The sequence below is a fragment of the Pseudoalteromonas sp. A22 genome (genome assembly GCF_018141345.1).
Taxonomy (GTDB): domain Bacteria; phylum Pseudomonadota; class Gammaproteobacteria; order Enterobacterales; family Alteromonadaceae; genus Pseudoalteromonas; species Pseudoalteromonas maricaloris.
This window is the reverse complement of sequence record NZ_CP047238.1, coordinates 329,132-342,378: the sequence shown is the minus strand read 5'-3', so window position 1 is coordinate 342,378 and position 13,247 is coordinate 329,132. Positions and strand designations below refer to the sequence as shown.

Sequence of the window (13,247 nt, the reverse complement as noted above, 5' to 3'; positions counted from 1 at the left end):
TCAGAGAAACAATACCCTTATTCTAGCGTAATTGTTGATGATATTTACGAGAAAAAATTAAGTGGATATACATTGGGATACAAACCAATGTCAAAATCGCTGCAATAATCAACACCCAAGATAGCTTAGGTTGTTCATTCTTCACTTCTGAATAAATAAAGCGCGCTTTGTGTTCATGAAACTGACTCACATCTAAGTGATATAGCTGTGCTATCCATTGCCATTTTGCCGTTGACATTGTTCCAATTGGAATATTAGCCACCTTTATGAATTCCCTTAACTTCTCTGCCTCAAATGCGAGCTGTTCTAGGGGTTTTTGGGTAGCGTATTGCTGCTTAGTTATCGCTAAAGTCTCTTCTAGATGTAACATAGCGTATCGCCAACCTTTAAGGCTCGCGCGACGAAAGCGTTTAACAAGCTCAGGGCGGTTTTCTAGTACGCTTTCCGTAGTAAAGAGCACGTCAGCATAAACGTTTAAACCAAACTGCTTAGGGCAAATTTCACGGGTTGATAGACCGCTTTGCTGTACTGCATAGGGCTCATTGGTGCTATATACTTGCATCGCATCAAATTTACCCGCGATAAAGTCTTTCAGTGGCTCACTGCCTGAATACAAGCGCATATTTTGTGTATTGACGCCTGCACGTTGCAACATCATGAGTAACTCACCGTTTTCTGTGTGTCCTAAATGACTGAGGCGTTTCCCCTGAAAATCACGGGGAACATAAATATCACTGTTGGCTCTTACCATCCAACAATAAGGAGAAGACTGTAGGATCGCAGCAAGCGCCACAAAAGGTTTACCGTTGAGCCTTTGTTTTAAAAGACCAGAGTGAAACACACCAAACTGTGCTTGCCCGTATAGCACGCGAAAATCAACGTTAGGATTATTGGGATCGGCAGGAAGAATATGAACGTCTAACCCTTCCCTATGATAAAACCCTTTTTCCTTTGCCATATAGTAACCAGCAAACTGAAATTGATGCGTCCACTTTAACTGTAATGTGACTTTTTCAAGGGCTGCAATTTGAGTGCTCAAAAATAAAAGTAATAACGCAACATAGTACCTAAACATCATATCCTTGCGTTTTTCAACTGATAATAGCTAACTATAGTTTAAGGTGCTCAGGCTGCCATTAAGATTGGGTAAGTATTGAATATGAAAGTGAGTTAAGTACTACTTTAACTGACTAGGGTTCAAAGCAGCTGTACGTTGCAATTCTCTATATGTGTACCTAGTATGTTCTTAAGGTGATGATAGATCTGCTCCTGGCTGCCTTTGCACATAATGTCATAGCCATTACCATTATTCTTCTCGATGATCCCAAGGTAATTATCATCAATAGCGACAGACTCAACTTGCGCTATTGGCATCATAATTTTATTTGCCCCGTAGATGAGCATTAACTTCTCGCCCTCTTTTAATAACATTTGCTCTGGGCGTCTGTTGGTACCTGTACCACCTTGGAATACGACCGATATCACTGTAATTGCAAACACAATTGGCAAGAAAAGTGTGTGCTCGATCAGATCTGGCCAAAGCGCGCTCGCACCAAAATATAAGCCCGCAAGTAATACAAGCCTTGTAACTAACGTTATGAAGATGTCCTTGTTTTTTCTTTTTCTAATCATGTAATCCACTGATAAAATTAGATACTTTCATGACCAGCGTACCTAATTTAGTACTTATTATCCAGCCTTTTGCTTTGCTAACTGCTCGCCATGCAAAAAGCGTGTAAAACACGGGTTATCTGTTTCTTCTTGAAACTGATACGCTAACTTTGCAAGATGTTCATCAAAGCGCTCATAATCACTGGGCTCTACTTCAAAAGCGGCTAATACATTCCCCTGTGCCGCACCGTGATTGCGATAATGAAATAAAGTAATATTCCAATTACAGCCGAGCATCTCTAAAAAGCGCGCTAATGCGCCTGGATATTCAGGAAATTCAAACCGCAATAAACGTTCATTCATGACGCTCGGCGGTTTGCCGCCTACCATATATCGCACATGTAACTTTGCCAGTTCGTTATCTGATAAGTCATCAAACAGATAGCCATTTTGATGCAACGAGGCAGTTAACTCGGTTAGCTCTTGTTGGCCATTTCTAAGCCCAACACCAACAAAAATTTGCGCTTCGCCACAGCCAGCATAGCGATAATTAAACTCGGTGATCGCTCGGCCACCAAGAGAGTGACAAAAACGCTTAAAGCTGCCTTTTTCCTCTGGAATAGTCACCCCGAGCAATGCTTCATGTTTAGCACCTAGCGCCGTTCTTTCGGCGATATATCTCAACCGATCGAAGTTTAAATTAGCGCCTGACAAGATAGCCGCAACACTCAGCCCCTTTTCACCCGTTTGCGTGAGCCACTTCTTCAAACCCGCGGTTGATAACGCGCCAGAAGGCTCTGCAGTTGCTCTCGTCTCCACAAAAATATCTTGAACCGCCGCACAAATTTCATCGGCATTAACCGTCACGACTTCATCACAAAACTTTTGTGCTAATCGAAAAGTTTCTGTACCAATAAGCTTTACCGCCACGCCGTCCGCGAAGCCACCGACTCGCTCAAGCTCCACAGGTTCTCCCGCTTCAAGTGCAGCTTTAAGGCATGCACTGTCCTCAGCTTCTACCCCAATAATACGGATATCAGGGCGAAGTGACTTCAAATACACTGCCATTCCCGCAAGCAACCCCCCACCTCCTACGGGAATAAATACGACGTCTAGTTCATCAAGTTGCTGAATTAACTCTCGCGCCACCGTACCTTGGCCGATGATCACATCTTTATCATCAAATGGCGGGACAAAAACACCATTTTGCGCTGCACAAAGATCTAGCGCGTACTGCTTTGCCGCATCGAAGTGATGGCCGTGTAAGATCACTTCACCACCGAGCTTACGAACCGCGTTGACCTTGATCTCTGGCGTAGTCACAGGCATAACAATCGTGGCGTGCTGACCTAGATGCGTTGCACTTAGTGCAACCCCTTGAGCATGATTACCCGCAGAAGCGGTATACACCCGCGATCCTTTCGGCAACTGACGTAGCTTGTTATACGCACCACGCAATTTGAAAGAATAGACCGGCTGTTGGTCCTCTCTTTTCAGCCAAATTTGGTTACCAAGCTGGGCTGACATTTGCTCTAGTTGATTCACTTGCGTTACCTCAACGAGCGGTGCCACATTCGCCTGAATAATGGCTCTAAAGTAATCAAGCTCTTGGGAAACCATCGCTAGCCTAACTCCTCTAGTTTTTGTAAGTCACGTACCGCGCCTTTGTCTGCACTCGTTGCTAACAGTGCATAGGCTTTTAGCGCGGGACTCACATAACGTTCTCTGTTAACTGGTTTGTACGCTTCTTTACCACGAGCGAGTTGCTTTTCATGGCGCAACGCCAACTCGGTGTCGTCCAGTTTAACGTCAATACTGCGGTTATAGATGTCGATAGCGACAACATCGCCGTTTTCAACCAGCGCCAGATTGCCACCACTGGCAGCCTCTGGAGACGCATGGCCAATAGAAAGTCCAGAAGTACCGCCAGAAAAACGACCATCGGTAAGTAAAGCGCAGTCTTTATCTAGCCCCATCGATTTAAGATAGCTAGTTGGGTACAGCATTTCTTGCATACCCGGACCACCTTTAGGCCCTTCGTAGCGAATGATCACTACATCACCTTTCTTAACTTGGCCACCCAGTATCCCCTCGACGGCATCGTCTTGAGATTCAAATACTACAGCCGGCCCCGTAAAGCGCAGCATTTCATCGGCCACCCCGGCACTTTTCACGATACAACCATCAGGCGCTAAGTTACCTTTCAATACAGCAAGGCCGCCATCTTGCCTAAAGGCATGCTCGATGGAGCGAATACAGCCGCCTTCACGGTCTAAATCAAGCTCATCCCAGCGATACTCTTGGCTCATAGCTTGGGTAGTGCGGATCCCAGCTGGTCCCGCGCGATAGAAAGTTTGTGCCCGCTCATTATCACGGTCTGCGGCATTCCAACGCGCAATAACTTCACCTAGATTTCCGCCAGCAACATGTCCCACCGACAAGTCCAACTTATCGCCTCTGGCCAGCTCGTTGAGAATGGCCATAATGCCGCCAGCACGGTGAACATCTTCAATGTGATATTGCTGTGTTGCCGGAGCAACTTTACACAAAAACGGTGTGCTACGAGATAAGCGGTCTATGTCATTCATATCAAAATCGACAAAGCCTTCTTGCGCTGCCGCCAATAAATGCAGCACGGTATTAGATGAACCGCCCATCGCGATATCTAATGTCATGGCGTTCATAAATGCGGCTTGGTTAGCAATGTTGCGTGGCAGCACTTGCTCATTGTCTTTACCATAGTACTCATCACATAAAGCCATGATGCGCTTTGCTGCGCCCAAATAAAGCTGTTGGCGGTCTTTGTGTGTAGCTAGTGTCGTACCATTACCAGGCAACGCTAAGCCCAGCGCTTCTAATAGACAGTTCATGGAGTTGGCAGTAAACATGCCTGAACACGAACCACAAGTAGGACAAGCAGAGCGCTCAACTTGCTCAGAATCTTCATCACTCACGGTTGGATCTGCGCCTTTCACCATAGCGTCGACAAGATCCAATTTTAGATCGATATCCGCTAAACGAGTTTTTCCCGCTTCCATCGGGCCGCCAGAAACAAAGATCACCGGAATATTCAACCGCAATGCAGCAAGTAGCATGCCTGGGGTGATTTTGTCGCAGTTAGAAATGCAGACCATGGCATCAGCACAATGAGCATTAACCATGTACTCTACCGAATCTGCAATTAAGTCTCGAGACGGAAGCGAGTAAAGCATGCCGCCGTGGCCCATGGCGATACCATCATCAATAGCAATGGTATTAAATTCGCGAGGTACGCCGCCTGCTTCTGTTATCGCATCAGCCATCAATGCGCTAAGTTGATTGAGGTGAACATGACCCGGAACAAATTGGGTATATGAATTCACGACCGCAACGATCGGTTTATGGAAATCACTGTCCGTCATTCCCGTTGCTCGCCACAATGCACGAGCACCCGCGCGTTGTCTGCCCTCAGTAGTTGTCTTGCTCCGTAATTTAGCCATGCTTCACCTTTTCCTCGGCTTTGCCGAGTTCCTCATTCCCACAATTTACAATGCGCTTTTGTTCGGGACGCTTGGCCCCGATTCCAATAAAATTATTCGTTTACGTATTCTAACCAGCCATTTTCGTCATCAGCTTGACCTTTAACCAAAGCGAAATATGCCTGCTGTAACTCTTCCGTAATTGGACCTCTACCACCATTACCCACGGTAATCTTGTCTACGCTGCGAACAGGTACTACTTCCGCTGCGGTACCAACCATAAAGAACTCATCAGCAAGATAAAGCGCTTCACGAGCGATTGGCTCTTCACGTACTTCATAACCGCGTTTTTTTGCCAAATGGATGATAGTGTCGCGCGTAAGACCAGGTAGAATACAAGCTGTGGTTGGCGGGGTATAAAGCACGCCTTTTTTCACAACAAATAAGTTCTCACCAGCACCTTCGCTTAGGTAACCATTAACATCAAGTGCGATCCCTTCAACATAACCATTACGCTTCGCCTCACCTGAAATAAGCTGTGAAGATAAATAGTTCCCACCCGCTTTAGCCGCGGTAGGCATGGTATTTGGTGCAAGGCGGCTCCAAGAAGAAACACACACATCAACACCTTGCGCTAAGCCTTCTTCACCAAGGTATGCACCCCATTCCATCGCAGCGACTGTCATGTCTGCACGGTGAGATTTCGGGTTTAAACCAAGACCTACATGACCCAAAAATGCAAATGGACGAAGGTAAGCATTGGTAAAGTCATTTGCGCGGATTGTCTCTTTACACGCTGCGATTACTTCCTCTTTGGTAAAAGGAATTTCCATACGGTAGATCTTCGCGGAATCAAAGAGACGCTGAATATGATCGGTTAAGCGGAAAACAGCTGGGCCATTTGGCGTATCGTAAGCACGGATCCCTTCAAAAACTGAGCTGCCATAATGTAAAGCATGACTAAGCACATGGGTGGTCGCTTGAAAATAAGGAACCATTTCACCGTTATGCCAAATTACTTCTGATGTTTGTGTCATTGTTAACTACCTTAATTCTTCTAAATTGCCTGTTTCTGTAGTGTATGCAAGTCAACCGCTTGCACTTCTACTAGCTTACTCAGTTGTGAGGTTAATAAATAGATAGGTTTGTCACTATCTACGGTCATTTTGACGTGGAATAAGTCATCTTGACCTTGTAATTCCAAATTCGTTAAGCGAAATCCGCGATGTCTGGCTACGCGTAAAAAGCGCTCCACTGCGATGCTCTGTTGTTTTACTGCAACGGTTAAATGGTGTTTCATGAAAGGCTCTCCGTCATCATTTCATCATTGGCAGCACCAGGTGGAACAAGCGGCCATACGTTTTCTTTATCGTCGATACAAGCATGTAAAATATAGGGCCCTTGCGCATTCACTATGGCGTCAACGGCATCATCTACTTGGTTTGCATGAGTAATTGTCTGCCCAGGAATACCGAATACGGCAGCCAATGAGACAAAATCTGGATTGTCTGACAGGTCGGTTTCACTGTAACGACCGTCAAAAAAGAGTTGCTGCCACTGTCTCACCATACCCAGCCTTTGGTTGTCTAATATTAATATTTTAACTGGCAGGTTATTACGGCGGATGGTTGCCAACTCTTGAATATTCATCATGATGGAGCCATCGCCAGATACCGTGATCACTGTGTTATCTGGACGTGCTATCTGTGCACCAATTGCAGCTGGTAAGCCAAATCCCATCGTGCCTGCGCCGCCACTACTTAAGTGATTGCTTGGATGACTGAATTTCATGTGCTGCGCCACCCACATTTGATGTTGGCCTACATCGCAGCACACTACCGCTGTATTAGGTAGCTTTTGGCTCAGTTGATTTAACAAATACGGTGCAAATACTTTTTCGCCAGGATAGTCATAACGCCACGCATGTTGACGTTGCAGTGCTTCGATGGTCTCTAACCATTCGGTGTTCGTAACCACGCATTCAAGTTGCGGCAATGACTGTTTTAAATCTGCAATAAGCGAAGCGGCTGCGGGTTTTCGTTTACCCACTTCTGCAGGGTCGATATCTAAATGGATCACCTTTGCCCCTGCAGCAAACTTTGCCAAATTCCCCGTTACACGGTCATCAAATCGCGCCCCGATACATACCAGCAAGTCACATTGCTGAACCGCCAGATTCGCCGCTTGAGTACCGTGCATACCTAGCATTCCTAAGTCATAATCATAATCTGGGGTTACGCTGCCCAAAGCTTTTAGCGTCGATACGGCTGGCATATGGGTCTTTTCTAAAAATTGCATCAGCTGTGACTGCGCATCGGCGCTTTGTACACCGCCGCCAATGTAGGCAACAGGTCGTTTAGCGTCACATAATAATTGATTGGCTTTTGCTACTTCAGTTTGCGAAACCCTCGGCTGTTCGTCTTGTGGCGCAGCAAAAGGATGAAAAGGTACTTTAGCTAACTGGATATCTTTGGGAATATCAACCAACACCGGACCGGGCCGGCCAGACTGCGCTAGGTACATGGCTTCTTGTAATATCTCAGCCAGGTCTTCCGCTCGCTCAACCATGTAGCTGTGCTTGGTACATGACAGAGACATGCCCAGCACATCCACCTCTTGAAAGGCATCCGAACCGATAGCAGCGGTCGGCACTTGCCCAGTGATAGCCAGTAGCGGAACTGAATCCATCATGGCATCAGCAAGTGCGGTGATAAGGTTCGTCGCGCCGGGTCCAGAAGTGGCGAAACAAACCCCAAGCTTACCTGTACTGCGAGCATACCCAACAGCAGCAAAACCAGCACCTTGCTCATGGCGAGTCAAGTAGTGCTTAACTGGCGCGCCATACAAAGCGTCATAAATGGGCATGATGGCACCACCTGGATAACCAAATACGTGTTTAACGCCTTGCTCTTCTAGCACCTTGATAACAAGTTGTGCGCCGGTTGTTGAATTGCTCATGATCTGCTCTCAGTTGCCTTTTTTATGCCCTAAAACGAAAACGCCCCCCGAACCTTTTGGTGCGGGGGGCGTTTATGCTGATACTTTTCTTACAGCACTAACTAGCCCCCGCGGTAATAATAATCACCACGTTGATAATCACGACTAGTAGAGTTGCTGTTAGTAACATTGCTTGAATTCCGTAAATTTAAACTTGGCAATCATTCAGTGTAAGCACTGTGCTGCCTCTTTTTCTATTAATACCGCGCCTTGCACACTGAAGTCAACACAAAAAACTATGCTATTTAAAATTAAAAAACTGACTTTAACGCATAAAAAAACCAAAAAATCACAAACTAAAGAATTAAAACAACCACACATTTTAAAATGCGAATTTTCTATTGGTTCAATTTCGATATAACGAAAAATTTACTTTCTCGATTTGCCTATATGAAATTTTTTCTACCGCCTAAGCGCACTTCATTTTTTAGTGACATTCACATTTCGATATCGCAGACTGACCCTTTAAAACCAACAGGGATCATTACTATGGTTAAAGTATTTTCACCATTGTTATTTATTTATCTTTGCTTAAGCCTTTTCAGTAATCTCGCCAACGCAGAAGTTGGCCTGTGGAAAATAGAAAAGGGCAACAAAATGTCGTACTTATTTGGTACCGTCCACGTCGGTGACAAACAAATGCAAGGTTTACCAGCCAAGGTAAAAAGCGCCATTGCGAGCAGTGATAAAGTCATGGTTGAAGTGAACTTAGAGGCGCTTTCTCCGTTTGCGATCCAACAGCGCTCCATGCCATTTATGTTGTTAAAAAACAACCAAACACTAAAAGATCAGCTCTCTGCAGAAGTCTATCAGAAGCTACAAGACTACTTTTCCAAAAAGCAGATAGATATCGCCTTATTTGAACGCTACGCACCATGGGCCGTGATGATAACTATGCTACAACTGGAATATCAAAAGCTTGGATTTACCGATACCAATGGCATCGATAAACAAGTAATTGCCTACGCAAACGAAAAGAAGATCCCAATTGGTGAATTTGAAACCTTAGAATATCAGCTTGAAATGTTCAGTCAGCTGAGTATTCATAGTGACGCTATGCTCAAGGAAACATTTGCACAGATGTCTGATTTGAATACCTATTTCTTGGATTTAGTTTCCGCGTGGCGAAGCGGCGATTTGGAGAAGTTATCGCATTACTACCAGGTAAGTTTTTCGGATGATAAATACGGCAAATTAGCCGAGCAACTGATGATCATTGAACGCAATAATAACTGGGTGCAAATGCTTAAAAAACAGCTCCCTAATGAATCAACGTTTATTGCCGTTGGTGCATTACATCTTGTTGAAAAATATGGCCTTGTTGAGCAACTTAAAAACAATGGTTATTCAGTCACCCGGCTATAACGCTCAGCGTTATCTTGCTAAAAGGTAAGTAGTTTACTTTTTACTTTGTGGGCGTGTTAAACAGGTACTTCCATCAACACGCCCTAAAAAAATAAAAATCTTTTTAAACCTTTTCATTTTTATTTGCGACTTACCTTTCAAACACTCTCGTTGAAGGTAAAAAATAATGAAAAAGTTAGCGTTAGTTTTAGCATTAAGTGCAGCGGCAATGACTGCACAAGCAAAAGATTCAAAAACCATTACAGCATCATTCCCAAGCAATAGTCTAGCCGAGTTAGAAGTGGATATTGCCGTAGGTAAAATCGATCTACAAACTTACAACGGCAACACCATAGAGGTCGAAATTTTGGTTGAACCGAAAGAGTCAGACAGTTGGTTTGGTAAACCAGATGTAAGTGAAGCTACCCTAAACAGCAACACATCAGGGGATAGATTATCACTCGAGATCAATTCAGATGATTATGAACTATCTTGGCAAGTTAAGGTGCCTGTTAATTTGGCCTTAGATGTTGAGGTTGGTGTTGGCAAAATTGATATTCAAGATCTTAATAACTCTGCTGATTTAGAGGTAGGCGTAGGAAAAATTAAAATTGAGACTACCGCCACCGATTTCAAAAAGGTGTCTTTAGATTCAGGTGTTGGTAAAACGGCAATATCAGGGTTTGGCAACGTAGAGACTGCCAAAAAGAGTATGGTTGGCTCTACAACAGACTATCGTGGTCAAGGTCAATATTCCATCGATGCAGAAGTCGGGGTTGGAAATATTCGTTTAAGACGAGACTAAGTCTCCACACTCATTCAGTAATAGCGCCACTTTGCTATGCAGCACATCCGGTTGCAACGGCTTATACAAATGAGCCGTTGCGCCAAGTGCATAGACCTTATCCAGATCCTCCGCATTAGTATTTGCGGTCACGACCAAAATAGGCACGGTTGGATCTAGTGCTCTCAAACGCTCAGTGGCTTCAAAGCCATCCATCACTGGCATATTTAAATCCATAAGCACGATATCAAACTTACCCACCTCATAGACTTCAAGGGCACCTTCACCATGTTCGGCATGCGTTACCAACTTGGCTATGGGCTGAAGCATTTTTTCAATCACGCGCGCATTTAGTAAATTATCTTCCACCAGTAAAATACGAGCTGACACTGGCTCCATTTTACGAGCCAGCGTCTGTTGGTTGTCAATTTCAATCGGGACTCTCAAGGTTGCTCTTGTACCTGTTGGCTCCCTCGCAATAAAACCTAATCGTCCTCCAAGCGCTGAGGTGAGTAATTGGCAACGCTTCAGCCCTAACTGCGTGCCTTGAAAATGCTCGCTATGCACAGCTTCTCGCAACTGCTGATAGTCGAACCCAGGCCCAGTATCTTCAACAACAAACTCTAAATATGGCGTATCTTCATCTACAACCAAATCCGCAAATACTTGAATGCTGCCACGCTCAGTAAATTTAATTGCATTATTAACCAATTCACCGATCAACCAACCAACACGCTTACAATCACAATAACAAGTCACATCTAACTCATTACTCAATGCCAAATTAAAAGCGAGAGATTTCTTGTGTGCGGTTAGTTGAAAGGCAATACAGGCTGACTTTATTACTTCTCGCAACGCGACTTGATGACGCTCAATGACCACTTCTTGCTCGGAAAGGTTATTAAAGTCTTGAACCGAATAAAGTAATACATCCAATTGATTTACTGCGCTTTTCACATGTTGTAAATGTTGGATTTCTTTGTTTCTCAGATATTCATCTAAATACCCCTGAATGGCCTGCAACGGCGTTCTTAGCTCGTGACTAACACGTGCTAAAAATCGTGATTTTGAGTGTAGTGCATCGTCGGCAAGCTTTCTTGCGACCTCTAATTTATTTAGTGCTTCAGCAATTTCTCGCGCCATTGGGCGAAATACAAATTTCGCTTCTATAAACAGCAGCAACAGTCCAAGCAGCCAAATTAACAACTCTATTTTCCTCACCATTTCTGTTTTACTTCGTGCATGCTGCTCAAATAGTGAAACGGCCTCATTAAGATTGGGGAGTAAATGCTGAGATGCAGTAAAGAGTTGTTCCACTAATTGAGGAGTGGATTGCTGTAACTGAGACCTTGATAAAGTGACAAAAGTATTACTTTGTAAATCCAATTGCACTGGCTCTTGGTAGTAAAGCGCGGCAAGCGCCTCATTCAGATAAATAGCCTCCCCCCCCTCTGTTTTAGTTAAAAACTCATGATTACTCTCAAATTTATCAATGGTTTGACGTAGCTCCTCACTGTCTTTTTTATCCTCTTGTGCACTATAAAGCGCAATACGCTGGGACAACATCCGCTGCATACCGGCAATATTAATTACGTGCGCGTCTTGGCTCTGCTGATACAGCAAGTACTGCATAATCCCCATCGCCATCGACAGCAATATAGCCATAGCAAGTAATGCCCCGATATAACGATTTTTAACTTTATTTATTAACGACATATTTTTGTTTTTCATCTCATAGCATTGTCTCAGCTGCAATGTTAAGTGTAGTTAACAATCGTATTATTTACAGTCCGATGCTTGACACCTAGACGGCCAAAATGTTTCAATGCGTGTTCACCCTATTTAGATAGTTTGATGCCACGGCGTCAAACTAAGGGCTGGAAGAGGTGCGTTATTCAGGTAACTAAGTGAAGGAGAGCAAACTCCGTTGCAGCTTAGTGAGGGGAATATACGCCGAGAAATTGAGTTATTGTTTGCTAATACTCATTTCGGGCGACTGGGCTGAATCCCAGCGACTGTCACCAACATACTTGGTGGAGAGCTTCTGGTCTTAGAAAAATAAGGCCATTGGCTGCCTTATCCTTTTTAAGTCCATTGCTCTTCGAATTTTAACGGTTCGAAGTTTGGACACTCTCCTAACTCCGAACATGATTTAAGTTCGGTAGAGATGAAATCACAATTCAACTTATCTGACTATCCGTTGTGGACGGCTTTAGTAACGCCTTTTGATGCTGAAAATCAGGTTGATTTTAGCGCATTAACGACGCTTGTACGCGATCAAGAGCAAGCTCGTAACGGTATTCTTTTACTAGGCAGTACCGGCGAAGGCCTTGCGCTTACCCAACAAGAGCAGCAACAAATCGTTGAGTTTGTTTGCCAGCTAGCCCCAAGCGTACCACTTATGGTTGCCGTTGGCGGCAGTAATCTTGAGCAGCAAACACAATGGGTGCGCTTTTGTAATACGCAGCCCATTCATGCGCTCTTACTTGGCTCACCAATCTACGCAAAGCCCGGCAAAGTTGGTCTGGCACATTGGTTTAGTACACTACTTAATGAGAGCCACAACCCTTGCATGCTCTACAATGTACCCGGTCGCAGTGCCGTTGCTATCGCCCCTGAACTACTCGGCGAGCTAGCTTGCCACCCTAATCTGTGGGCACTAAAAGAAGCCAGTGGTGATATTGCCACCTTTGAAGCATTTCGTCAGGCAGCGCCTGATGTCGCCATCTATAGCGGCGACGATGGCTTAATGCCCTACTTTGCACAAGCAGGTGCAACGGGTCTGGTGTCTGTTGCGGCAAACGCATGGCCACAGCAAACCGCAGAATTTGTAAGGCGCTCGTTAAGCGGCACCTCTCCTAATTTATTTACCACCTGGTCAGAAGCTGCAAATAGCTTATTTGCAGTGGCAAATCCCATTCCAGTCAAAGTGTTAATGCACTTGCAAGGGAAGCTCACAAGTCCAAACTTGCGCCCGCCACTGACACATTTGGAACTCACCCATACCGATGCGATCACTCGCGCGAACAAAACGATTTTATCTTGGAACTAAG

Annotated in this window: 11 protein-coding genes and 1 riboswitch; of the genes, 3 read left to right on the top strand and 8 right to left on the bottom strand. The window is 44.7% G+C overall.

Annotated elements, in window-relative coordinates; translation table 11 throughout:
• Positions 1–22 precede the first annotated feature (22 nt).
• The 7 genes from GSF04_RS06425 to ilvG all read right to left on the bottom strand — a co-directional run bounded on the left by GSF04_RS06425 (position 23) and on the right by ilvG (position 8,027).
• On the bottom strand, positions 23–1,075 hold the full coding sequence (locus GSF04_RS06425; RefSeq protein ID WP_211859884.1) for an ABC transporter substrate-binding protein: 1,053 nt from the start codon (positions 1,073–1,075) through the stop codon (positions 23–25).
• A gap of 122 nt (positions 1,076–1,197) precedes the next feature.
• The gene (locus GSF04_RS06420; protein ID WP_211859076.1) at positions 1,198–1,632 is read right to left on the bottom strand and encodes a hypothetical protein; all 435 of its coding nucleotides are present in this window, start codon (positions 1,630–1,632) and stop codon (positions 1,198–1,200) included.
• A gap of 57 nt (positions 1,633–1,689) precedes the next feature.
• Complete coding sequence (gene ilvA, locus GSF04_RS06415; RefSeq protein ID WP_211859075.1) at positions 1,690–3,231, bottom strand: threonine ammonia-lyase, biosynthetic; 1,542 nt, start codon at positions 3,229–3,231, stop codon at positions 1,690–1,692.
• 2 nt (positions 3,232–3,233) lie between these two features.
• Positions 3,234–5,090, bottom strand: a complete 1,857-nt coding sequence (gene ilvD / locus GSF04_RS06410; protein ID WP_010607767.1) for a dihydroxy-acid dehydratase — start codon at positions 5,088–5,090, stop codon at positions 3,234–3,236.
• A gap of 92 nt (positions 5,091–5,182) precedes the next feature.
• Positions 5,183–6,106, bottom strand: a complete 924-nt coding sequence (locus GSF04_RS06405; RefSeq protein WP_010607766.1) for a branched-chain amino acid transaminase — start codon at positions 6,104–6,106, stop codon at positions 5,183–5,185.
• Between the two features lie 20 nt (positions 6,107–6,126).
• On the bottom strand, positions 6,127–6,369 hold the full coding sequence (ilvM, locus tag GSF04_RS06400; protein WP_010376329.1) for an acetolactate synthase 2 small subunit: 243 nt from the start codon (positions 6,367–6,369) through the stop codon (positions 6,127–6,129).
• On the bottom strand, positions 6,366–8,027 hold the full coding sequence (gene ilvG / locus GSF04_RS06395; RefSeq protein WP_211859074.1) for an acetolactate synthase 2 catalytic subunit: 1,662 nt from the start codon (positions 8,025–8,027) through the stop codon (positions 6,366–6,368). The genes ilvM and ilvG overlap by 4 nt, the downstream gene beginning before the upstream one ends.
• 528 nt (positions 8,028–8,555) lie before the next feature.
• Between ilvG and GSF04_RS06390 the strand changes: the two genes are divergently transcribed.
• Both GSF04_RS06390 and GSF04_RS06385 read left to right on the top strand, forming a co-directional pair.
• Complete coding sequence (locus GSF04_RS06390) at positions 8,556–9,431, top strand: TraB/GumN family protein (protein ID WP_211859073.1); 876 nt, start codon at positions 8,556–8,558, stop codon at positions 9,429–9,431.
• A gap of 166 nt (positions 9,432–9,597) precedes the next feature.
• Positions 9,598–10,215 (top strand): hypothetical protein, encoded by a 618-nt coding sequence (locus tag GSF04_RS06385; protein ID WP_211859072.1) that lies wholly within the window; start codon positions 9,598–9,600, stop codon positions 10,213–10,215.
• On the opposite strand, the gene GSF04_RS06380 is transcribed toward GSF04_RS06385, so the two are convergent.
• Positions 10,201–11,925 (bottom strand): response regulator, encoded by a 1,725-nt coding sequence (locus tag GSF04_RS06380; RefSeq protein WP_211859071.1) that lies wholly within the window; start codon positions 11,923–11,925, stop codon positions 10,201–10,203. The two genes, GSF04_RS06385 and GSF04_RS06380, sit on opposite strands and share 15 nt — an antisense overlap.
• A 142-nt stretch (positions 11,926–12,067) precedes the next feature.
• A riboswitch (Lysine riboswitch) is annotated at positions 12,068–12,246 on the top strand.
• Positions 12,247–12,361: 115 nt separating this feature from the next.
• Here GSF04_RS06380 and dapA point away from each other — a divergent pair.
• The gene (gene dapA, locus GSF04_RS06375; RefSeq protein ID WP_211859070.1) at positions 12,362–13,246 is read left to right on the top strand and encodes a 4-hydroxy-tetrahydrodipicolinate synthase; all 885 of its coding nucleotides are present in this window, start codon (positions 12,362–12,364) and stop codon (positions 13,244–13,246) included.
• Position 13,247: the final 1 nt, after the last annotated feature.

Coding starts and splice junctions, on each gene's coding strand:
- dapA (WP_211859070.1), top strand. CDS start 12,362: ATGAAATCACAATTCAACTTATCTGACTATCCGTTGTGGACGGCTTTA.
- GSF04_RS06405 (WP_010607766.1), bottom strand. CDS start 6,106: ATGACACAAACATCAGAAGTAATTTGGCATAACGGTGAAATGGTTCCT.
- GSF04_RS06385 (WP_211859072.1), top strand. CDS start 9,598: ATGAAAAAGTTAGCGTTAGTTTTAGCATTAAGTGCAGCGGCAATGACT.
- ilvD (WP_010607767.1), bottom strand. CDS start 5,090: ATGGCTAAATTACGGAGCAAGACAACTACTGAGGGCAGACAACGCGCG.
- GSF04_RS06420 (WP_211859076.1), bottom strand. CDS start 1,632: ATGATTAGAAAAAGAAAAAACAAGGACATCTTCATAACGTTAGTTACA.
- GSF04_RS06380 (WP_211859071.1), bottom strand. CDS start 11,925: ATGAAAAACAAAAATATGTCGTTAATAAATAAAGTTAAAAATCGTTAT.
- ilvG (WP_211859074.1), bottom strand. CDS start 8,027: ATGAGCAATTCAACAACCGGCGCACAACTTGTTATCAAGGTGCTAGAA.
- GSF04_RS06425 (WP_211859884.1), bottom strand. CDS start 1,075: ATGTTTAGGTACTATGTTGCGTTATTACTTTTATTTTTGAGCACTCAA.
- ilvA (WP_211859075.1), bottom strand. CDS start 3,231: ATGGTTTCCCAAGAGCTTGATTACTTTAGAGCCATTATTCAGGCGAAT.
- ilvM (WP_010376329.1), bottom strand. CDS start 6,369: ATGAAACACCATTTAACCGTTGCAGTAAAACAACAGAGCATCGCAGTG.
- GSF04_RS06390 (WP_211859073.1), top strand. CDS start 8,556: ATGGTTAAAGTATTTTCACCATTGTTATTTATTTATCTTTGCTTAAGC.